Genomic DNA, 18,818 nt, shown 5'->3' on the forward strand with positions numbered 1-18,818 from the left:
CCGCCCCCTGTCCTATTTGGATTTCCCATGATCCACCCTCGGGGATGAGCATCAAGCGAACCTCCGCCCGCCCCCGGCCCGCGACGCCGGCGTTCGCCCCCGTCGCCACCCGCGCCCGCCACGATGGCTGGACGCCCGAACGGCAGGTCGATTTCATCGATGCGCTCGCCGAATGCGCGTGCGTGGAGGAGGCGGCGCGGCGCGTCGGGCTGTCGTCCACCTCTGCCTACAACCTGCGTCGCCACGCCGATGCGCAGGGATTCCGGCAGGCATGGGACTTCGCGCTCGACCATGCGGTCGATCGGCTTGCCGATGCCGCGCTGTCGCGCGCGATCCACGGCGTCGCGCGACCCGTCTTCTACCAGGGCGAGCAGATCGGCGAGCGCCGCGACTATGACGAGCGGCTGACGATGTTCCTGCTGCGCTATCGCCGCCCCGAAAGCTATGGCGCGTGGCTCGACCGGCGCGAGGCGCGGTGCGATCCCGAAGCGCGCGCGACACGGTTCAACCGCGCGCGCGACCGCGCCGAGGACGAGGCCTGGGCGGACGCGTTCGGCGATCCGCGCCCGGCCGCCGCGCCGATCCCGCGGGTCGTCCACGTAGAGGCCGATCAGGCGGACGACGACGCTGCGGAGGACGCCGGGGCGGCGGAGGACGCCGCGCTGACGGCCAGTCTCATGAAGAAGCTGGAGGGGCTCGCCCGCCGCAAGCGGGCCGAGGCCGCTGTTCCCCCCGCGGACCCCGATTTTCGCGCGGACGTGGCGGCAACTTCGGCAACTTCCACGCGCCCGCCCTGATCGTCAGCCCGCGTCGCGCGGCCCCGGATCGGCAGGCCCCGGTTCTCTGGGCCCCGGATCTCCAGGCAGCGCCCAGTCGATCGTCCCCCGCCCATGCTCCGCCAGGAACGCGTTCGCCTGCGAGAAATGCCGTGTCCCGAACCAGCCGGTGTGCGCCGACAGCGGCGACGGGTGCGGCGCCTTGAGGACGAGGTGTCGGCCGCCCTTCGCCCCACCTTCAGCGACGTCGGTGACGAACGCGGCCTTCTTCTGCGCGTGGCTGCCCCACAGCAGGAAGACGACGGGGTCGTCCTTCGCGGCGACCAGCCGGACGACCGCGTCGGTGAACGCCTCCCACCCGCGATCGCGGTGCGAGGCGGCGCGCCCGCTCTCGACCGTCAGCACGCTGTTGAGGAGCAGCACGCCCTGCCGCGCCCAGTGTTCGAGGAAGCCGTGCGCCGCCGGCTCGATGCCCAGATCGGTGCGCAGCTCCTTGTAGATGTTGACGAGGCTGGGCGGCGGGCGGACGCCGGGGCGGACCGAGAAGCACAGCCCGTGCGCCTGTCCCGCGCCGTGATACGGGTCCTGCCCCAGGATCACGACGCGCACCGCGTCGAGCGGGGTCAGTTCGAGCGCGCGGAACCAGTCGGCGGAGGGCGGGAAGATGCGCTTGCCCGCCGCCTTCTCGGCGATGAGGAACGCGCGCAGCCGGGCCATGTCGTCGCTCGCGAACAGGTCGCGCAGCGGCGCGCGCCAGCTGGGGTGGATGCGGGGTTCCGGGCGGGGGTCTGCCATGCCGGATGCGTGCCCGCTGCGTGGCGGTGTCGTCAACGGCTGGATGTGGCTGCCGGGCGTGCTATCGTCGTCGCGGAACGCGGTTTCGTTTCGGAGGTTCTGGTCGTCATGATGCGCCTGTCTGCCCTGCTCGCCCCGGTCGTCCTTCTCGCCGCCTGCGACAAGGCCGCCGACACCCCCACGACCAACACCGCCGCGGCACCGAAGGAAACCGGCTATATCGCGAAGGTGAAGGCGCTTCCGTCGGGCCAACGCGAGGGCGTGCTCTATCGCGCGATCGTCGCGGGCGGCGGGCCGGGATGCCAGGGCGTCGACAAGGTCGAGGACATGCCCGCGAGCGAGACGGGGCAGCCCAACTGGCGCGTCACCTGCCCGGGCGGCGCGGAGTGGCTGGTCACCCTCTCCGATGACGGCACCGCGCTCGTCACCGGCGCGGCGGACGCGGGTCGCCCGGCGACCTGACGCCTCAGCGCTTGCGGACGAACTCGGCGCGCAGGACGAGGCCCCTGATCCCGTCGAACCGGCAATCGATCTCCTGCGCGTCGCCGGTCAGCCGTATCGATTTGATGAGCGTCCCGCGCTTCAGCGTCTGCCCCGCGCCCTTCACGGTCAGGTCCTTGATGAGCGTCACCTGATCGCCGTCCGCCAGCAGGTTGCCCACCGAATCGCGGACCTCGACCGCGTCCTCGTCGGGTTTCGCGGCCGCGTCGGCGGCGCTGATCCACTCGCCGCTGGCCTCGTCATAGACAAAGGCGTCGTCGGTATCGCTCATCGGGTCGTGCTCTTTCTCAGCTTTGCTCTTCGTCAGCTTTTCAGGGTCGTCATCGCGACCGGCTTGGTCGACGGGTTGGAGGCATTGGGTTTGGCGGGTTTCTCCGCCTTGGGCTTGCGGACTTCCTTGCTCGACTTGCGCTGGCTCTTGGCCATCATCGGTTCCAGTCGGGGCGGGACGCCCCGGTACAGGCCTACACCCGCCGGCCCCGCCGACCCGCATCAATTCGCCACCCCGCTCCAGATCAGCTTCGCGCCGAGCAGCACCATCAGCCCGTAGATCACGCGGTAGAACCGCGCCGGATCGATCCGCCGCACGATCCATACGCCCGCCAGCGTGCTCAGGATCGCGACCGGCAGCAGCGCCGCCGCGGTCGTCAGCACCGGCCGGGTGAACACGCCGAGCGCGACATAGACGGGCACCTTCGCCCAGTTGACCGCGGCGAACACGATCGCGCTGGTCCCGACATAGATCTGGTGCGGCAGCCGGCGCGGGGTGACCCACATCTGGAACGGCGGGCCGCCGGCGTGCGCGATCTGGCTCGTCACCCCGGTCGCGACCCCGAACAGCGCGCCGACCCAGCCCGGCGAGCGCGAGGCGGCGACCGCCTTGCCGCCGCGCTCGATCCACAGCCGCCACGCGCCGAACACGAAGGTGATCGCGCCCAGCGTCGTCATCAGCGCGCGCTCGTCGACACTGGCGGAGAACCCCCAGCCGATCGCGACGCCGACAAACGCGCCCGGCAGCATCCACGCGATGATCCACCCGTCCCATGTCCGCCGGAACGACCAGACGCTGACGACGTCCTGCACGATCAGGATCGGCAGCAGGATCGCGGCGGCCTCGGCGGGTGGCGCGGCAAGCGCGAGGATCGGGGTGCCGAGCGCGCCCAGCCCGGAGAACCCGCCCTTGGCCATCCCCACCAGCGTCACCGCGACGACCGCGGCGACGACGAACCCGATGTCGATCGTCATGCCGCGTCGAAAAGGAAGGCGTTGATGCTCAGCCGCCCGGTCGTGGGGTCGGCCGGCAGTGCGATGCCCGGCGGGATCGCGGCGCAGTGAAGCGCATGGCTGCGATAGATCAGCGCGCGGTTCGGCCGCGCTTCGTACGCCGCGATCCGCTCGAACAGCGGCGTATCGCCGGCGATATACGCGGCCTCGGGCAGGCCGTGCTCGGCAACCCCGTTTTCGAGCGCAGCCTCGAACGCCGGGTATCGCGCCGCGTCGACCGTCTCGAACCCGGTCGCACGCTGACGATAGAAGGCAGTGCCGCCCTGTTCCGCGCCGGAGAGATAGACGAGGATCGCGATCCGTGTCCGCTCCACGCCGTCGACATGCGGCAGCCGCTGGATCGGTGCGAGCGCGGCGGGCGGGGTGGTCACGATCGAGAAGAAGCATTCGAGCACGCGCGGCACCGGATCGAGCGCGAAGGTCTTGCCGATCAGCGGCGCCAGTTCGACGCGCATCGCCGCGGCAGCGCCGGGAAGGACCGCGCTGCGGATGCCGGGGTAGTAGGCCCCCATTCGTGTGAACCGCCCCATCGCCGCCGAGGCGCGCCACCGCGGCAGGTCCGCGAGCATGTCGTCGACCACGATCACCGGCGCCTGCTCGGCGCCCTGGTGGATCACGTCGATCCGCGCGTCGGGGTTGAGAACCGCCGGGATCAGAACAGCCCCGGCACTTCGCGCTGCGCCGGCGTCGGGTTTGCGGGCACCGGCAGGATCCGCGCAGGCGCCGCGCCGCCGCCCGGCACCTCGCCGTCGCGCACCGCCGCGCTCGCCGCGATCGGGCTGATCGGGGTACAGGTCCTGCCCGCGATGAAGTCCAGCGCCTGTCGCGTCGAGGCCTCCTGCGGATCGCCCATCGGTCGCGACAGGTCGTCGCCCGCCTGGCAGCTCGCCTTCACCGTGCCCGCCAGCCCGTCATAATAGGCGCCCTGCCGGTCCGCGTTCTGGATCGCGAGCGCGATCACGCGCAGCCGGTCGTCGCACCCGGCGCGATCGAGCGCGATCTGGCCGACCGGCTTGCCGAAGGTGTTGGCGCCCACCAGCGCCATGCGGTTGCCGAGATACGGCAGCATCCCCGCGATCACGAGCTCGCTCGACGATGCGGTCGCCGCGGTGCCGATGAACGCGATCCGGGTCGGCGCGATCGATTGCGGCTGCGGCGCGAAGGTGCGGACGGTATTGTACGCCGATTTCTCGGGGCGGAAGGTGATATAGTCGAAGACCTCGCTGGTCGCGCGGTTCGCGCCGAGCAGGTCGCCCATCAGTTCGGCGGTGTCGATCAGCCCACCGCCATTGTAGCGGAAGTCGACGATCACGTCGGTGACGCCGGCGGCGCGGAACTGCGCGAACGCCTGGCGCAGCTGCATATCGGCGGTCGAGATGAAGGTGCGCAGGTTGATATAGCCGACCTGCCGTCCGCCATCGGCGATGATCTTCGCGCCGAAGCGCGCCGAAACCGGGCTCAGCGCATAATCGGCCTTCGCGACCGTCACGTCGCGCGTTCCCGCCGCGTTCGCGATGCGGAGCACGCGGGCGGTCCCCGGCGTACTCGGGCCCAGCGCATCGACGACGGCGGCGGTGCCGCCGCTCGCGAACAGGGCGGAGACGGTCTGCAGTGTCGCGGCGCTGGTGCCGATCGCGAGAATCTCGGTGCCGCGGTCGATGCCCGCGGCCAGCGCCGGGGCGCCTTCGAACGCGTCGCTGATGAAGGCACGACGCGCGACCGTGTCGTAGGACAGGCGTACCCCGAACCCGGCGGTGGCGCCCGACGTGTTGAACGCGTTCTCGGTCGCGATCGAGGTCAGGTAGGTGAAGTAGCGGTCCTTGCGCTGCGCCCGCGCGGTGGCGGTCAGCGCGTCGATGTAATCGTCGACCGTCGTGTACGGCGTCGGATCGAGCGAGACTGGCAGCGTCTCGGGAAACAGATACCATTCACGCAGCTGCGCCGCGGCCCAGTCCTGCCGTTCGCGCAGGGTGCATCCGGTGGAACCGGTCGGGGTAGGGGTGGCGCTGGCGATCGGGGTCGTGGCGGCCGTGGCCCCGCCGCTGCCGCTGTCGCCGCACCCGGACAGGAGTGCCGTCATACCGATCCAGGCGATGAAACGATGATAGGTCACCGACTTGTACTCCAGCCCCGGACGCACCGGTGTAGCCAGTCGGTTCGGACGAGTCACGCATCCGGCGCGTGACTCCGGAAGATCACGCGAGTGAGGTGCCGGCCTGGACGTAGAGCAGCAGCGCGGTGGTGGCGAAACCGGCAAGGCCGAGGATGAAGGAGCGGATCATGGGACGGACTCTCTGGAAAGGGGGGCGGGTCAGGCGATCGGTGTGACAGGCACGGCGGCAGCGACCATCAGCGCGGCGACGACGAACGCGCCGAGAAGCGAAACGGCGTGGTGGCGGGCGGTTTCAAAACGAGCGAACATGGCATGGTCCTTTGCATTGGGCTGGCGAGCGAAGCATTCGCTGCCGATACTAGCTACTTTGCAGAGGTCATGCCAAAACTGTAAGCCATTGTAATACTTAGAGCTATTAAATCCGTAGTCGCTGACATCGTACAATGCGCCAACTACGTACGGGATTCCGCGCCGGGTTATGGCGCGATGTGCAGCCTGTTGCGGCCCGCATTCTTGGCCCCGTAGAGCGCTGTGTCGGCACGGGTCAGCGCCGCTATCGGTGCCTCGCCCATGCACGCGCTCGCGATCCCCGCGGAAAGCGTGATCGCGCCCAGCCGCGCGTCGCTGCCACGGACCCGGTAGTTCTTCGTACCGATCGCAGCGCACGCGCGGCGCAGCACCGTGCGGGCATCGCCCAGCAGCGTATTCGCGAACAGCACGGTGAATTCCTCGCCGCCGTGCCGGGCTACCAGATGCGGTGCGCACGCCTCCGCCAGTGCCTTGCCGATCGCGACCAGCACGCGATCTCCCACCTCGTGCCCGTAGGCGTCGTTGACGCGCTTGAAGTGATCGATGTCGCAGATCGCGATCGCATAGGGCGAATCGGGCACCAGCGCGGCCAGCGCGTCCTCGAACCCGCGCCGGTTCGCCAGCCCGGTCAGCGGATCGCGCCGCGCACAGCCGATCGCCTCCTCGAGTTCGGCGCGCAGCGTTTGCGTCTCCCGAGTAGCGGCGGCGAGGCGAAGCTCGCTCTGGTGGATCCGCTCGATCATCATGCCGGTGATGCGCGCGAGGTCGCCACCGATCGGCATCGCCGCCGCCCGCGCCTCGAGGTCGCGGCCGAATCCCATCGCCTCGGCATGTACGGCCTCGACCAACCCTGCAAATCCCTCGACCTGCATCTGGGTACGCGCGACCAAAGTCGCGGCGCGATCGCCGGCATCGTCGTTCATCGCGACCGGCGGACCTTCCACGATCGTGCCGCCGAGCCGGACGATATCGGCGCCGGACAGCCGGATGCCACCGTCGGTGAGCCGCTCTACCGCTTCGGCGAGGATCGGATCCGACGCGGTGACAACCGCGTGTGCGAACGCATAGTGCGCCGGATCCGCGCTCAGCCCGTGCCGCGCCAGGAATTGCCCGATCTGCTCGAATAGGTCGCCGGCGCGCGCTTGCGCCCCGGCAGCCAACGCCGCCGCCATCATAGTCCCCCGTGTTTCCGGGGATCGGGATAGCCACAAACCGCTAAAAAACGGTGTGCACACCCTCCGGTACGGTGGCGTGCGGTTCGGTTACTTGAGCGCCTTCACCGCGGCGAGCGTCTGCGAGACGTGCTCGGCGGGATTCATGTCGCTGTGGACGAACGCTACGCGGCCGTCGCGTGCGATGACATAGCTGGTGCGGCTGGTGACGGTTCGGCCCTGGATGGGCTTGGGATAGGCGACGTCGTAACCGGTGACGACCGTCGGGCCCGCGCTGGCCACCGCGAACTTGCCGGCGCATTCGGTCGACGAGAATTTCTGGAGCTGCTCGACCGGGTCGGCCGACATGCCGATGACGGTCGCGCCTGCCGCCTTGAAGTCCGCGACATGTTCGGCGAATTCGCGGGCTTCGGCGTTGCATCCGCTGGTGAAGGCGGCCGGGAAGAAATAGAGGACGACCGGACCCTTCTTCAGCTGGGTCTTGAGATTGACCGTGAAGACCTTGCCCGCGATCGCACCGCGCGTGGTGAAGTCGGGGGCCTTGGCGCCGGGGGCGAGCGTGGCCATGGCGGGGACGGCGCACAGCGAGACGGCGGCAGCGAAGGCAGCGACGAAGGCAGGGGCATGGCGCATCGGGTAAATCCTCTCGATCCTGTTGCTTACAGTCCTAGCGCGCGCGGGCGTGACGCGATAGGCATCATGCGATGCCCGTCAGCAAAGCCGATATCGATCTCGCCCACCGCCTCGCCGATGCCGCCGGCGCCGCGATCCGCCCCTGGTTCCGCCGCGACCACGGCGTCGAGACCAAGGCGGACCAGTCCCCCGTCACGATCGCGGACCGCGACGCGGAAACCGCGATGCGCCGGATTCTCGAGGCGGAGCGCTCGGGCGACGGGATCGTAGGCGAGGAGTTCGGCGAGAAGATCGGCGTGACCGGGCGGCAGTGGGTGCTCGATCCGATCGACGGCACGCGCAGCTTCACCGTCGGGCGCGCGATCTTCGGCACGCTGATCGCGCTGGTCGAAGATGGCTGGCCGGTGCTCGGCGTGATCGACCAGCCGATCGCACGCGAGCGCTGGATCGGCGTGGCGGGGCGGCCGACGCTGTTCAACGACACGCCGGTGCGGACGCGGACCTGCGCGGCGCTGGAGGGTGCGATCGTCGCGACGACCAGCCCGCATCTGTTCGCCGAGGGCGATGTCCCGCATTTCCTGGCGCTGGTCGCCGCGGTGTCGAAGGGCGCGCCGCGACAGGGGCCGGTCTATGGCGGAGATTGCTACAATTACGGGCTGCTCGCGAGCGGGCATCTCGATCTGGTGTGCGAATCGGGTTTGAAGCTCCACGACTTCGCGGCGCTGGTGCCGATCGTCGAGGGCGCGGGCGGGCGGATGTGCGACTGGAACGGCGATCCGCTGACCGCGGCAAGCGAGGGACATGTGCTCGCGATCGGCGATCCCGCGCGCACCGACGATGTCCTCGAGGCGCTGCACGGGACGGGGCACGATCACGAGCATTGAGGTGCGAGTACGGACGCGGGGCGACCCGGGCGGTCAGAAGATCCCCAGGAATTTCCTGCGCTGCCCTGACTTTTCGCCTGCGCCGCGGGATCCGTCCTCGGCTTTGGCGGTCGTTCCCCTGCCTACGTCGTCGCGCGGCGCGCCCTTGGTCGTGCGCTGTGCTTTCGCGGTCGCGCCCGCGAGGATCGGGCCGCACGCGGCGGCCTTCGCGTCGCCGACATCGACGAACGCCAGCATGCCTGCGACCGGGGTAGCGACGAGCGCCAACCCAAGCGCGGCACCGGCGCGGCCGACGAGTTGCGCGCTGACGACGTCGAGCGACGGCCTGGAGAAATAGCCGCCAAGGCCGACCGGCGACTGGCCCGACAACAGGCTGAATTTCTTGCCGTCCGCCCGGAAGGCGAGATCCAACGTTTCGGTCCGGAAGCTGAACCCGCCGCGCCCGACGATGACATTCTTCTGCGTATCGATCAGGATGGGGTCCGCCGCCGCGACGCCGTTGCGCACCGTGAAGCCGACGAGGCCGCAGTTGAGCCTTACCGGCTCCTTCAGCTTGTCCTGGAACATCTTCTGGACGAACGTTCCAAGATCGAGCTCGGAGAGTTGGACGTTACGCGTCCATAGGCTGCCCGACGGCATCACGAACGCGATCCGACCGCGCGCGGTCGACAGCGAATCGTGGATACTGTCGCCATCGCCTTCCAGCTGGATGCGCCCACGGATCATTCCCGTCGTCCCCGCCTCGACGAGGCCATAGCCGGCGAGGAGGCGCCCCATCGGTGTCGGTGCGAGGCGGATGTCGTAGATGTTGCGTGCCGGGCGGCGTCGCGAATCGATCGTGACGTCAGCGGCGACGTTGCCGCGTGCCATCGCGAACGTGAGCGGCGAGAGCTTGAGCAGGCCCTTGTCGAGGCTGAGCGTCAGCTTGATGTCCTCGATCGGCACGCGACGCGAGCGGACGACATCGACGGTCCAGACGAGGTCGGCGTCGAACCGCTGCATCGCGGCGACCGGCAGGTTCGCGTCGGGGAAGAGCCGCGCGGGCGCCGCGCCGGTTTCCGCGGCGGCGGCGCCGACGCCCTTCTCGGCGACGATATCGGGATTGTAGCCGAGGAACGGCGCGGCATCGACGATGTCGAGGCGTCGCGTCCGAAGCGTGGCGTCGACATGCGTGCGCGCCTTGCCGGTATCGACGGTGAACTGCCCCGCCAGATCGGTATCGCCCGCCTTGCCCGCCAGTTCCGTGAAACGATAGTCCGCACCGTCCTTCACCAGCTGTGCCGTCAGTGCGTAGCGGCGGGTCTGGGGGATAACGATGCCGATAATGCCGAGCAGGTCGGCCAGATTGCGACCGCGCGCGCTCGTCCGAAGCGGTACGTCCTCGATATCGGCAAGGCTCGGCAGCGTGCCCGATACGTCGATCACGTTGTCGGCGGCACGGGCGGTGAGCGTAAGCCTGTTCTCGCCGCGGGCAACGGTCTGGTTGGGTGACAGCAGTTTCCCGGTGAGCGTGAACGGGGTGCCGCGCACGACGCCCTCGCCCTTCACCCCCACCGAATCGCCGATGGTCGCGTCGGTCGAGCGGATCGTATCGATCTCCAGGTCGGCGAGCAGCCGGAGCCGCTGGTCGCGATATCGCACCGTGGTGCCGGTGACGGTCGCACGATCGATCCGCGGCAGATCGAGCGGCTTGCCGCCCTTCGATTCGCTGAACGTCCAGGTGTTCGTCGTATGCGCGGCGTTCCATTCGAGATCGAGCGCGGCGCCATCGAGCGTCAGCCAGCGAAGGGTGCGCTTGCCGAAGATGAGCGACAGCGGCGCGATCCTCGTATCGAGCCGCCTGGCGTCGAACAGATTGGGCCGAGTCGCCCAGCCCGGATTGGAGATCGTCATCCCCTCGGCGAGCAGCTTGATCGTCCATGGCGCGAAATAGAGCTGGAAGTCTCCGCGCACCCGTACCGTTCGGTGAGTCAGTCGCCCGACGACCGATTCGAACGGATGCTTCAGGAAGCGCCCCTTGGTGACGAACAGCACCAGCCACACCGCCGCCGGGATCGCGATCAGTGCGATGACGACGATGCGGACGATTCGACGGCGACGGCTTGGAGCGGAGGTGAGGGAAGGCTGCGGCGCCTCTGGGTCGGTGGCGGGCATGTCCATCCGGTGCCAAGCGCATCGCACCCGTAACGGTTCCGGCGCGGTTGCAATCGGCGGGCGAGGTCGCTAAGGGGCTGCGCTTCGCTCGAACGATGCGTCAAAAGAACGCCCGGCCACAAGGGCTGCCGCGGCTGTCTGTTGCATCGTCAGATGAAAGGAAGAAAATGCCCAAGCTCAAGACGAAGAGCGGCGTCAAGAAGCGCTTCAAGCTGACCGCGACCGGTCTGCTGAAGCACGGCGTCGCCGGCAAGCGCCACCGCCTGCTGCATCACAACGGCAAGTATATCCGCCAGAACCGCGGAACCAAGGTTCTGTCCAAGGCCGACACGGCCACCGTCAAGGCGTGGGCGCCTTACGGGCTGGGTTGAGCAGGAAGGAATAGACCATGGCACGCGTCAAGCGGGGCGTAACCACACGCGCCAAGCACAAGAACATCCTCGAACAGGCCAAGGGCTATCGCGGTCGTCGCAAGAACACGATCCGCATCGCTCGCCAGGCCGTCGAGAAGGCCGGGCAGTACGCCTATCGCGACCGCAAGGTTAAGAAGCGCACGTTCCGCGGCCTCTGGATCCAGCGTATCAACGCAGGCGTCCGGGCCGAGGGCCTGACCTATTCGCAGTTCATGCACGGGCTGAAGCTGGCGGGCGTCGAGCTCGACCGGAAGGTCCTGGCCGATATCGCGATGCACGAGGAGGCCGCGTTCAGCGCCATCATCGCGCAGGCGAAGGCGGCTCTGCCCCAGGCCGCCTGAGGCGATCTGCTGCGAGTGTGAATCGGGGCGTCGGTGGTTTGCCACCGGCGCCCTTTTTCTTTTGGGCCGGCGTGGCTACTGACACACCTGCATCCAACCGTTTGTGCCGAGCGAAGTCGAAGCACCTGCGCGTGGAACCTGCCCTTCCACTTCGCTCAGGGCGAGCGGGGGGTGTTTTGAGAGAATATGATGTCCGAACTCGATACCCTTCGCCATGACCTTCTGACCCGGATCGAGGCCGCGCCTGCGCTCGATGCGTTGGAGGCGATCCGCGTCGAGGCGCTGGGCAAGCAGGGGCGGGTGACGCAGCTGCTCAAGACGATGGGCGCGCTGACCCCCGAGGAACGCCAGGTGCAGGGCCCCGCGATCCACGGCCTGCGCGAGGCTGTGACGACCGCGCTCGCCACCGCCAGGACCGCGCTCGAACGCGCCGCGCTTGACGCGCGGCTGTCAAGCGAGACGCTCGACATGACCCTGCCGGTCGACGCCGCCCCGACGGGCACGGTCCACCCGGTCAGCCAGGTGATGGACGAACTGGCGGAGATCTTCGCGGATCTCGGCTTCGCGGTCGCGACGGGTCCCGAAATCGAGGACGACTGGCACAATTTCGGCGCACTCAACATCCCGGAGACGCATCCGGCGCGGGCGATGCAGGACACGTTCTATCTCGCGGGCGAGCACGAGCCTCCCCTGGTCCTCCGCACCCACACCTCTCCGGTGCAGATCCGCACGATGGTGGAGGTCGCGCGGCGCAACGGGCAGGCCGACGAGGGCATCCGCATTATCGCGCCCGGTCGCGTCTATCGCTCCGACTGGGATGCGACGCACACGCCGATGTTCCATCAGGTCGAGGGGCTGGTGATCGGCCGGGGGATCACGCTCGGGCATCTCAAATGGACGCTCGAGACGATGCTCAAGGCGTTCTTCGAGCGCGACGACGTCGTGCTGCGGCTGCGGCCCAGCTATTTCCCGTTCACCGAACCCTCGGCGGAGGTCGATGTCGGTTTCTCGATCGAGAAGGGCAAGCGCGTGATCGGCGGCAGCGAAGGCTGGATGGAGGTGCTCGGCAGCGGGATGGTGCATCCCAAGGTGATCGCAGCGTGCGGGCTCGATCCCGCCGAGTGGCAGGGGTTCGCGTTCGGCTGCGGGATCGATCGGCTGGCGATGCTCAAATACGGCATCGACGATCTGCGCCCGGTGTTCGAGGCGGACGTCCGCTGGCTCAGGCATTACGGATTCTCGGGGCTCGACGTGCCCACGCTGTCGGGGGGAGTCGGCGCATGAAGTTCACGCTCAGCTGGCTCAAGGAGCATCTGGACACCGACGCGCCGCTCGATGCGATCGTCGAGGCGCTGACGCGCATCGGGCTCGAGGTCGAGGGCGTCGAGAATCCGGGCGCCACGCTCGCCGCGTTCCGCATCGCGAAGGTGCTGACCGCCGAGCGCCACCCACAGGCGGACAAGCTGCAAGTGCTATCGGTCGATGCGGGGGACGGTCCGTTGCAGGTCGTGTGCGGCGCGCCCAATGCGCGCGCCGGGCTGGTCGGCGTGTTCGGGATGCCCGGCGCCACGGTGCCGGCGAACGGCATGGTGCTGAAGGTGGCGGCGATCCGCGGGGTCGAATCGAACGGCATGATGTGCTCGACGCGCGAACTGGAACTGGGCGACGATCACGACGGGATCATCGAGCTGCCCGCCGATGCGCCGGTCGGCGTCGCCTATCCCGATTATGCCGGGCTGAACGATGCGGTGATCGACGTGTCGATCACGCCCAACCGGCAGGATTGCATGGGCGTGCGCGGCATCGCGCGCGATCTGGCGGCGGCGGGGCTGGGGGTGTTGAAGCCCCTGGCCGAGGCTTACCGCATGGCGTCGATCGCGCCCGTCGCGGGCGAAGGCGCCGGCCCCGACGTCCGTACCGACGACACCGACGGCTGCCCCGCCTTCTACGCGCAGGGCGTGTCGGGCGTGACCAACGGGGCCGCCCCAGACTGGATGGCGACGCGGCTGCGCGCGATCGGTCAGAAGCCGATCTCCGCGCTGGTCGACATCACCAATTTCGTCTCGGTCGATCTCGGCCGCCCGCTCCACGTCTACGACCGCGCCAGGCTGTCGGGCGGGCTCGTCGCGCGCAAGGCGAGGGAGGGCGAAACCGTCCTCGCGCTCAACGGCAAGACCTACACGCTCGACGCGACGATGACCGTCATCGCGGACGACGCGCAGGTCCACGACATCGGCGGCATCATGGGCGGCGAGGAGTCGGGTGTGTCGGAGGCGACCACAGACGTCGTCGTCGAATGCGCGTATTTCGATCCAGACCATATCGCGCGGACAGGGCAGACGCTGGCGCTGACCAGCGATGCGCGGCAGCGGTTCGAGCGTGGCGTCGATCCCGCCTTCCTGGACGACGGGCTCGCGATCGCGACGCGGCTGGTGCTCGACCTGTGCGGCGGCACCGCGAGCGGTGTCACCCGCAGTGGCACGCCGCCGCTGGCGACGCGCACGATCGCCTACGATCCCGCGCGTGCGGAGACGCTGGGCGGCCTCGCGGTCGCGCCCGAGCGGCAGAAGGCGATCCTCGAGTCGCTCGGGTTCGTCGTCGAGGGCGACTGGCAGGTGACCGTCCCGACATGGCGCCGCGACGTCGATGGTGCGGCCGATCTCGTCGAGGAGGTGATCCGCGTGGAGGGGATCGACAAGGTCGCGCCCGTCGCACTCCCGCGTGCGCCCGGCGTCGCGACGCCGACCGCGACGCCCGCGCAGCTGCTCGAGCGCCGGGTGCGCCGCGCGGCGGCGGCGCGCGGGCTCGACGAGGCGGTGACGTGGAGCTTCGTGTCGGAGCGCGAGGCCGCGGCGTTCGGCGGCGGCGCATGGACGCTGGCGAACCCGATCAGCGAGGAGCTGAAGGTCATGCGCCCGTCGCTGTTGCCGGGGCTGCTGTCGGCGACCGCGCGCAACCTGAAGCGTGGGGCCGGCACCGTGCGCCTGTTCGAACTCGGACGGCGCTATCTGGCGGAGGCCGAGCGCGCGACGCTGGGTGTCGTGCTGGCGGGGGATCGCCGCGCGCGGGGCTGGCGCGAAGGCCGCGCGGCGGCCTTCGACGCATACGACGCCAAGGCGGAAGCGGTGGCGTTGCTCGCCGCGGCGGGCGCGCCGGTCGACAATCTGCAGGTGATGGGCGAGGCGGGCGAGGCGTGGCATCCCGGCCAGTCGGGTACGTTGCGGCTGGGGCCGAAGACGGTGCTCGCCGCATTCGGGATGGTGCACCCGTCGGTGCTCAAGGCGTTCGATCTCGACGGCGCGGTCGCGGGCGTCGAGCTGTATCTCGACGCGATACCGGCGAAGCGATCGAGCGGCTTCATGCGCCCGGCCTATGCGCCGCCCGCGCTGCAGGTAGTGAAGCGCGACTTCGCATTCCTCGTCCCTGCGACGCTCGCGGCCGATGCCCTGGTGCGCGCGGTGCGCGGGGCGGACAAGGCGGCGATCGTCGGCGCGCGTGTGTTCGACCGGTTCGTCAAGGACGGCGAGACGAGCCTTGCGGTGGAAGTCCTACTCCAGCCCGGCGAGAAGGCGTTCGTCGAGGCGGACCTGAAGGCGATCGCGGACAAGGTCGTCGCGGCCGCCGCCAAGCTGGGAGCGACGCTGCGTGGCTGACCTGATCCGTATCGCCTCTCCGCTGCTGTCGGCCGAGATCGACCCGCTCGGCGCGCAACTGTCGCACCTGTTCGATGCCGGGGGGCGCGAGCTGATGACCGATGCCGACCCTGCCTTCTGGTCCGGCCGCGCGCCTTTGCTGTTCCCGGTGGTCGGCGCGCCGTTCGAGGAGACGATCCGTGTCGACGGCGTCGCCTACCCGATGAAGAAGCACGGGTTCGCGCGCAAGACGGTGTTCGAGGTAGTGGAGGTGGGCGAGAGCCACGCCGTCTTCGCGCTGTCCGATAGCGAGGTGACGCGCGCGCAATATCCGTTCGCGTTTCGCCTCACCGTGACGTTCCGCGTCGAGGGCGCAACGCTGTCGATCGACGTCGAGGTCGCCAACCCCGGCGATGCGCCGCTGCCTGCCAGCTTCGGCTTCCACCCGGCGTTCGCCTGGCCGCTGCCCTATGGCCGCGCCCGGGCCGATCACTACATCGAGTTCTCCGCGGACGAGCCCGATGCGCTGCGCGCGATCGCCGCCGACGGGACGATCGCGGCGGGCACGGTCGCGTCGCCGCTCGAAGGGCGGACGCTGCATCTGGCCGACGCGCTGTTCGAGGACGACGCGCTGGTGTGGGACCATGTTCGCTCCAATAGCGTAGTCTACGGCGCGAGCGATGGCCCGCATCTGGAGATCGCCTTTCCGGACACCCCGATGCTGGGCATCTGGACCAAGCCTGGCGCGCATTTCGTGTGCGTCGAACCGTGGCACGGAATAGCGGATCCCGAGGGCTATACGGGCGAGTATCGCGACAAGCCGGGCGTGTTCGAAGTGCCGGCGGGTGGCGCGAAGCGAATTGGGATGCAGGTGACGCTGGTGCCGTAGCCTTGCGCTGCTCCGTTCGTCCCGAGTAGCCGTCGAGCGTGTCGAGACGGCGTATCGAAGGACATGTGTCTCGATACGGGCCCTCGACCGGCTCGGTCCCTACTCGACACGAACGGGTGGGGCTAAGGTATGCTGATATGACCCAATCCCCCCGCCGCACCTTCGCGATTATCTCGCACCCCGACGCCGGCAAGACGACGCTGACCGAGAAGCTGCTCTATGTCGGCGGCGCGATCCATCTCGCGGGCGAGGTGAAGGCGCGCGGGGCGAACCGGCGCGCGCGATCCGACTGGATGAAGATCGAGCAGCAGCGCGGCATCTCGGTCACCTCGTCCGTGATGACGTTCGAGCGCGGGGGGATCACGTTCAACCTGCTCGACACGCCGGGGCACGAAGATTTCAGCGAGGACACCTATCGCACGCTGACCGCGGTCGATTCGGCGGTGATGGTGATCGACGCGGCCAAGGGCATCGAGCCGCAGACACGCAAGCTGTTCGAGGTCTGCCGCCTGCGCAACGTGCCGATCATCACCTTCGTCAACAAGGTCGACCGCGAGGGGCGGCCGGTGTTCGAGCTGCTCGACGAGATCGCGGACATGCTCCAGCTCGACGTGTGCCCGATGACGTGGCCGATCGGGATGGGCGGCGAGTTCGAAGGCGTGATGGAGCTTTCGACGGGGCGGGTCAGCCGTCCCGAGGGCGACAGCCGCGCGTTTCTGGGCAAGGTCGACACAAACGTCGAGCTTTCCGACCGGTTCGCGGAGGAGGTCGAGCTGGCGCAGGGCGCGTACCCGACGTTCGATGGCGACGCGTATCGCAACGGCGACCTGACGCCGGTCTATTTCGGATCGGCGCTCAAGGACTTCGGCGTTGGCGACCTGATCGCCGCGCTCGCCGAACACGCTCCGCCGCCGCGTCCCCAGCCCGCCGAGCCGGCACCGGTCAGCCCGGACGAGAGCGAAGTGACCGGCTTCGTGTTCAAGGTGCAGGCGAACATGGACCCCAACCACCGCGACCGGATCGCGTTCATGCGGCTGTGCTCGGGGACGTTCAAGCGCGGCATGAAGCTGACGCCGACCGGCCACGGCAAGCCGATTGCGGTGCACTCGCCGATCCTGTTCTTCGCGCAGGATCGCGAGATCGCGGACGAGGCGTTTCCAGGCGACATCATCGGCATCCCCAACCACGGCACGCTGCGTGTCGGCGATACGCTGAGCGAGCGTGCGGCGGTGCGGTTTACCGGGCTGCCCAACTTCGCGCCGGAAATCCTGCGCCGGGTGCAGTTGAAGGATCCGACGAAGACCAAGCAGCTGCGCAAGGCGCTCGACGACATGGCCGAGGAAGGGGTGACGCAGGTCTTCTATCCCGAAATCGGATCGAACTGGATCATCGGCGTCGTCGGGCAACTCCAGCTCGAAGTGCTGCTGAGCCGGCTCGATGCGGAGTACAAGGTCGCCGCCGCGCTCGAGCCCGCGCCGTTCGATACCGCGCGGTGGGTATCGGCGGCGGATGCGGCCGACCTGAAGGCGTTCATGGACCTCAACCGGTCGGCGATGGCGAAGGACCGCGACGGCAACCCGGTGTTTCTCGCCAAGAGCGCGTGGGAGGTCGGCTATATCGCGGATCGCTATCCCAAGGTGCGGTTCGCGGCGACGCGGGAACGCTGAGCGCTACTCCACCCAGTCCGCCGCGAGGCTCTTCGCGGCGAACCACAGGAACACGCCCGCCAGCAGGTATAGCCCCAGCCCGCTGAGCATCGCGTAGCGCAGCGCCTCCGCGCCGAACCGCGCGGTCATCGCGTCGCTCATCGCGCCGAGCAGGAACGAGCCGAGCCCGAGCCCGACCAGGTTGTTGATGAGGAGGAAGGTCGCGCTGGCGGTCGCGCGCATGTGCGCGGGCACCAGATGCTGGATCGCGGTGATGACGGGGGCGAGCCAGACATAGACGAGCGCCTGCGGAACGAGGAACAGCAGGAACGCCGCGGTGGTACTGGTCGACAGGATGCCCGCGGCGAACAGCGGGACCGCGACGAAGAAGCTGATCGCGGGCAGCTTCGCGTACGCGCCCTTGTCCGTCGCGCCGAGCCGGTCGCCGACGAATCCACCCGCCAGCACGCCCGCGACGCCGCCGATCAGCAGTACCCCGCCATAGAATTGCCCGCGTTCGATGAGGCCCAGCCCGAAGCTGCGCTCCATCAGCGATGGCAGCCAGAAGGCGAGGCCGTAGCCGAGCATCGAACTGGACGCCGCGCCCAGCGCCAGCAACCAGAAGCTGCGCTTGGCGGCGAGGATGCCGAACACCTGCGCGACGGGTGCCTGTGCCGCAGTCGCGGCGGGGCGGGCGGGTTCGCGGACGACGAGGCGGAAGACGGGCGCGAGGACGATCCCCGCCGCGCCGACGACGAGGAACGCGGTCCGCCAGTCGACCGCGCTGGCGATATAGCCGCCGAGGAGAACGCCCGCCGCCGAGCCGAGGGGGATGCCGAGATTGTAGATCGACAGTGCACGGCCGCGCTGCCCGGCCGGGAAATAGTCGGTGACGAGCGCATAGGAGGGCGCGACCCCGCCCGCCTCGCCGACGCCGACACCCAGCCGGAACGCGAACATCTGCGCGAAGCCGGTCGCCATGCCGCACAGCGCGGTGAACGCGCTCCACACCGCGAGGCTGATCGTGATGACCCAGCTGCGGCTGGTGCGGTCGGCGAGCAGCGCCAGCGGGATCGCGAGCGTGGAATAGAGCAGTGCGAAGGCCAGCCCGCCGAGCAGCCCCAGCTGCTTGTCCGACAGCGCGAGGTCCGCCTTGATCGACGAGGCTAGGATGCCGAGGATCTGTCGATCGACGAAGTTGAAGGTGTAGACCAGCAACAGCATCGCGAGGACGAGGTTGCGATAGCCGCGGGTTGGGATGGGCGCCGTCATCACG

19 protein-coding genes are annotated in these 18,818 nt (G+C 69.0%); 9 read left to right on the forward strand and 10 right to left on the reverse strand.

All coding sequences use genetic code 11. The features are described 5' to 3' along the window. Positions 1-44: 44 nt before the first annotated feature. Positions 45-797, forward strand: a complete 753-nt coding sequence (locus ACV7NO_RS02700; protein WP_463404492.1) for a hypothetical protein — start codon at positions 45-47, stop codon at positions 795-797. 3 nt (positions 798-800) lie between these two features. Here ACV7NO_RS02700 and ung read toward each other — a convergent pair whose 3' ends face one another. After that, a complete protein-coding gene (gene ung, locus ACV7NO_RS02705; RefSeq protein WP_463404493.1) occupies positions 801-1,571 on the reverse strand; it encodes a uracil-DNA glycosylase in 771 nt (256 codons plus the stop codon). A 108-nt stretch (positions 1,572-1,679) separates the two neighbouring features. On the opposite strand from ung, the gene ACV7NO_RS02710 reads away from it, so the two are divergent. Next, positions 1,680-2,033 carry a hypothetical protein gene (locus ACV7NO_RS02710; protein WP_463404494.1) on the forward strand — a complete coding sequence of 118 codons (354 nt, stop codon included), beginning with the start codon at positions 1,680-1,682 and terminating at the stop codon, positions 2,031-2,033. Positions 2,034-2,037: 4 nt separating this feature from the next. On the opposite strand, the gene ACV7NO_RS02715 is transcribed toward ACV7NO_RS02710, so the two are convergent. The 7 genes from ACV7NO_RS02715 to ACV7NO_RS02745 form a co-directional block, all read right to left on the reverse strand. Beyond that, on the reverse strand, positions 2,038-2,343 hold the full coding sequence (locus ACV7NO_RS02715) for an alkylphosphonate utilization protein (RefSeq protein ID WP_463404495.1): 306 nt from the start codon (positions 2,341-2,343) through the stop codon (positions 2,038-2,040). Between the two features lie 32 nt (positions 2,344-2,375). After that, entirely contained in the window at positions 2,376-2,498 is a 123-nt protein-coding gene (locus ACV7NO_RS02720; protein ID WP_463404496.1) for a hypothetical protein, read from the reverse strand. Positions 2,499-2,564: 66 nt separating this feature from the next. After that, positions 2,565-3,317, reverse strand: coding sequence for a sulfite exporter TauE/SafE family protein (locus ACV7NO_RS02725; RefSeq protein WP_463404497.1), 753 nt, complete (start codon positions 3,315-3,317; stop codon positions 2,565-2,567). Continuing rightward, positions 3,314-4,012, reverse strand: a complete 699-nt coding sequence (locus ACV7NO_RS02730) for a DUF6445 family protein (protein ID WP_463407264.1) — start codon at positions 4,010-4,012, stop codon at positions 3,314-3,316. The genes ACV7NO_RS02725 and ACV7NO_RS02730 overlap by 4 nt, the downstream gene beginning before the upstream one ends. After that, positions 4,009-5,436, reverse strand: a complete 1,428-nt coding sequence (locus tag ACV7NO_RS02735; protein WP_463404498.1) for a S41 family peptidase — start codon at positions 5,434-5,436, stop codon at positions 4,009-4,011. The genes ACV7NO_RS02730 and ACV7NO_RS02735 overlap by 4 nt, the downstream gene beginning before the upstream one ends. A gap of 509 nt (positions 5,437-5,945) precedes the next feature. Further along, the gene (locus tag ACV7NO_RS02740) at positions 5,946-6,950 is read right to left on the reverse strand and encodes a GGDEF domain-containing protein (protein ID WP_463404499.1); all 1,005 of its coding nucleotides are present in this window, start codon (positions 6,948-6,950) and stop codon (positions 5,946-5,948) included. A gap of 90 nt (positions 6,951-7,040) precedes the next feature. Next, positions 7,041-7,583, reverse strand: a complete 543-nt coding sequence (locus ACV7NO_RS02745) for a peroxiredoxin (protein WP_463404500.1) — start codon at positions 7,581-7,583, stop codon at positions 7,041-7,043. 71 nt (positions 7,584-7,654) lie between these two features. On the opposite strand from ACV7NO_RS02745, the gene ACV7NO_RS02750 reads away from it, so the two are divergent. After that, positions 7,655-8,467, forward strand: coding sequence for an inositol monophosphatase family protein (locus tag ACV7NO_RS02750; RefSeq protein ID WP_463404501.1), 813 nt, complete (start codon positions 7,655-7,657; stop codon positions 8,465-8,467). Between the two features lie 33 nt (positions 8,468-8,500). Here the strand turns inward: ACV7NO_RS02750 and ACV7NO_RS02755 are convergent, their stop codons facing one another. Beyond that, on the reverse strand, positions 8,501-10,627 hold the full coding sequence (locus tag ACV7NO_RS02755; RefSeq protein ID WP_463404502.1) for an AsmA family protein: 2,127 nt from the start codon (positions 10,625-10,627) through the stop codon (positions 8,501-8,503). Positions 10,628-10,788: 161 nt separating this feature from the next. Here ACV7NO_RS02755 and rpmI point away from each other — a divergent pair, with 161 nt between their 5' ends. The 6 genes from rpmI (at position 10,789) to ACV7NO_RS02785 (ending at position 17,563) form a co-directional block, all read left to right on the forward strand. Continuing rightward, positions 10,789-10,992, forward strand: a complete 204-nt coding sequence (rpmI, locus tag ACV7NO_RS02760; RefSeq protein WP_034157820.1) for a 50S ribosomal protein L35 — start codon at positions 10,789-10,791, stop codon at positions 10,990-10,992. Positions 10,993-11,009: 17 nt separating this feature from the next. Continuing rightward, positions 11,010-11,375, forward strand: a complete 366-nt coding sequence (gene rplT / locus ACV7NO_RS02765) for a 50S ribosomal protein L20 (protein WP_329631892.1) — start codon at positions 11,010-11,012, stop codon at positions 11,373-11,375. A gap of 186 nt (positions 11,376-11,561) precedes the next feature. Then, positions 11,562-12,659 (forward strand): phenylalanine--tRNA ligase subunit alpha, encoded by a 1,098-nt coding sequence (gene pheS, locus ACV7NO_RS02770; protein ID WP_463404503.1) that lies wholly within the window; start codon positions 11,562-11,564, stop codon positions 12,657-12,659. Then, complete coding sequence (gene pheT / locus ACV7NO_RS02775; protein WP_463404504.1) at positions 12,656-15,028, forward strand: phenylalanine--tRNA ligase subunit beta; 2,373 nt, start codon at positions 12,656-12,658, stop codon at positions 15,026-15,028. Before pheS ends, pheT begins: the two co-directional genes overlap by 4 nt. Further along, on the forward strand, positions 15,021-15,896 hold the full coding sequence (locus tag ACV7NO_RS02780; protein ID WP_463404505.1) for an aldose 1-epimerase family protein: 876 nt from the start codon (positions 15,021-15,023) through the stop codon (positions 15,894-15,896). The genes pheT and ACV7NO_RS02780 overlap by 8 nt, the downstream gene beginning before the upstream one ends. A 137-nt stretch (positions 15,897-16,033) precedes the next feature. Beyond that, positions 16,034-17,563, forward strand: a complete 1,530-nt coding sequence (locus ACV7NO_RS02785) for a peptide chain release factor 3 (protein ID WP_463404506.1) — start codon at positions 16,034-16,036, stop codon at positions 17,561-17,563. A 3-nt stretch (positions 17,564-17,566) separates the two neighbouring features. Here the strand turns inward: ACV7NO_RS02785 and ACV7NO_RS02790 are convergent, their stop codons facing one another. Beyond that, on the reverse strand, positions 17,567-18,814 hold the full coding sequence (locus ACV7NO_RS02790) for a spinster family MFS transporter (RefSeq protein WP_463404507.1): 1,248 nt from the start codon (positions 18,812-18,814) through the stop codon (positions 17,567-17,569). Positions 18,815-18,818: the final 4 nt, after the last annotated feature.

The organism is Sphingomonas sp. Ell38C01 (genome assembly GCF_055231975.1).

Coding starts and splice junctions, on each gene's coding strand:
- ACV7NO_RS02700 (WP_463404492.1), top strand. CDS start 45: ATGAGCATCAAGCGAACCTCCGCCCGCCCCCGGCCCGCGACGCCGGCG.
- ung (WP_463404493.1), bottom strand. CDS start 1,571: ATGGCAGACCCCCGCCCGGAACCCCGCATCCACCCCAGCTGGCGCGCG.
- ACV7NO_RS02710 (WP_463404494.1), top strand. CDS start 1,680: ATGATGCGCCTGTCTGCCCTGCTCGCCCCGGTCGTCCTTCTCGCCGCC.
- ACV7NO_RS02715 (WP_463404495.1), bottom strand. CDS start 2,343: ATGAGCGATACCGACGACGCCTTTGTCTATGACGAGGCCAGCGGCGAG.
- ACV7NO_RS02720 (WP_463404496.1), bottom strand. CDS start 2,498: ATGGCCAAGAGCCAGCGCAAGTCGAGCAAGGAAGTCCGCAAGCCCAAG.
- ACV7NO_RS02725 (WP_463404497.1), bottom strand. CDS start 3,317: ATGACGATCGACATCGGGTTCGTCGTCGCCGCGGTCGTCGCGGTGACG.
- ACV7NO_RS02735 (WP_463404498.1), bottom strand. CDS start 5,436: ATGACGGCACTCCTGTCCGGGTGCGGCGACAGCGGCAGCGGCGGGGCC.
- ACV7NO_RS02740 (WP_463404499.1), bottom strand. CDS start 6,950: ATGGCGGCGGCGTTGGCTGCCGGGGCGCAAGCGCGCGCCGGCGACCTA.
- ACV7NO_RS02745 (WP_463404500.1), bottom strand. CDS start 7,583: ATGCGCCATGCCCCTGCCTTCGTCGCTGCCTTCGCTGCCGCCGTCTCG.
- ACV7NO_RS02750 (WP_463404501.1), top strand. CDS start 7,655: ATGCCCGTCAGCAAAGCCGATATCGATCTCGCCCACCGCCTCGCCGAT.
- ACV7NO_RS02755 (WP_463404502.1), bottom strand. CDS start 10,627: ATGGACATGCCCGCCACCGACCCAGAGGCGCCGCAGCCTTCCCTCACC.
- rpmI (WP_034157820.1), top strand. CDS start 10,789: ATGCCCAAGCTCAAGACGAAGAGCGGCGTCAAGAAGCGCTTCAAGCTG.
- rplT (WP_329631892.1), top strand. CDS start 11,010: ATGGCACGCGTCAAGCGGGGCGTAACCACACGCGCCAAGCACAAGAAC.
- pheS (WP_463404503.1), top strand. CDS start 11,562: ATGATGTCCGAACTCGATACCCTTCGCCATGACCTTCTGACCCGGATC.
- pheT (WP_463404504.1), top strand. CDS start 12,656: ATGAAGTTCACGCTCAGCTGGCTCAAGGAGCATCTGGACACCGACGCG.
- ACV7NO_RS02785 (WP_463404506.1), top strand. CDS start 16,034: ATGACCCAATCCCCCCGCCGCACCTTCGCGATTATCTCGCACCCCGAC.
- ACV7NO_RS02790 (WP_463404507.1), bottom strand. CDS start 18,814: ATGACGGCGCCCATCCCAACCCGCGGCTATCGCAACCTCGTCCTCGCG.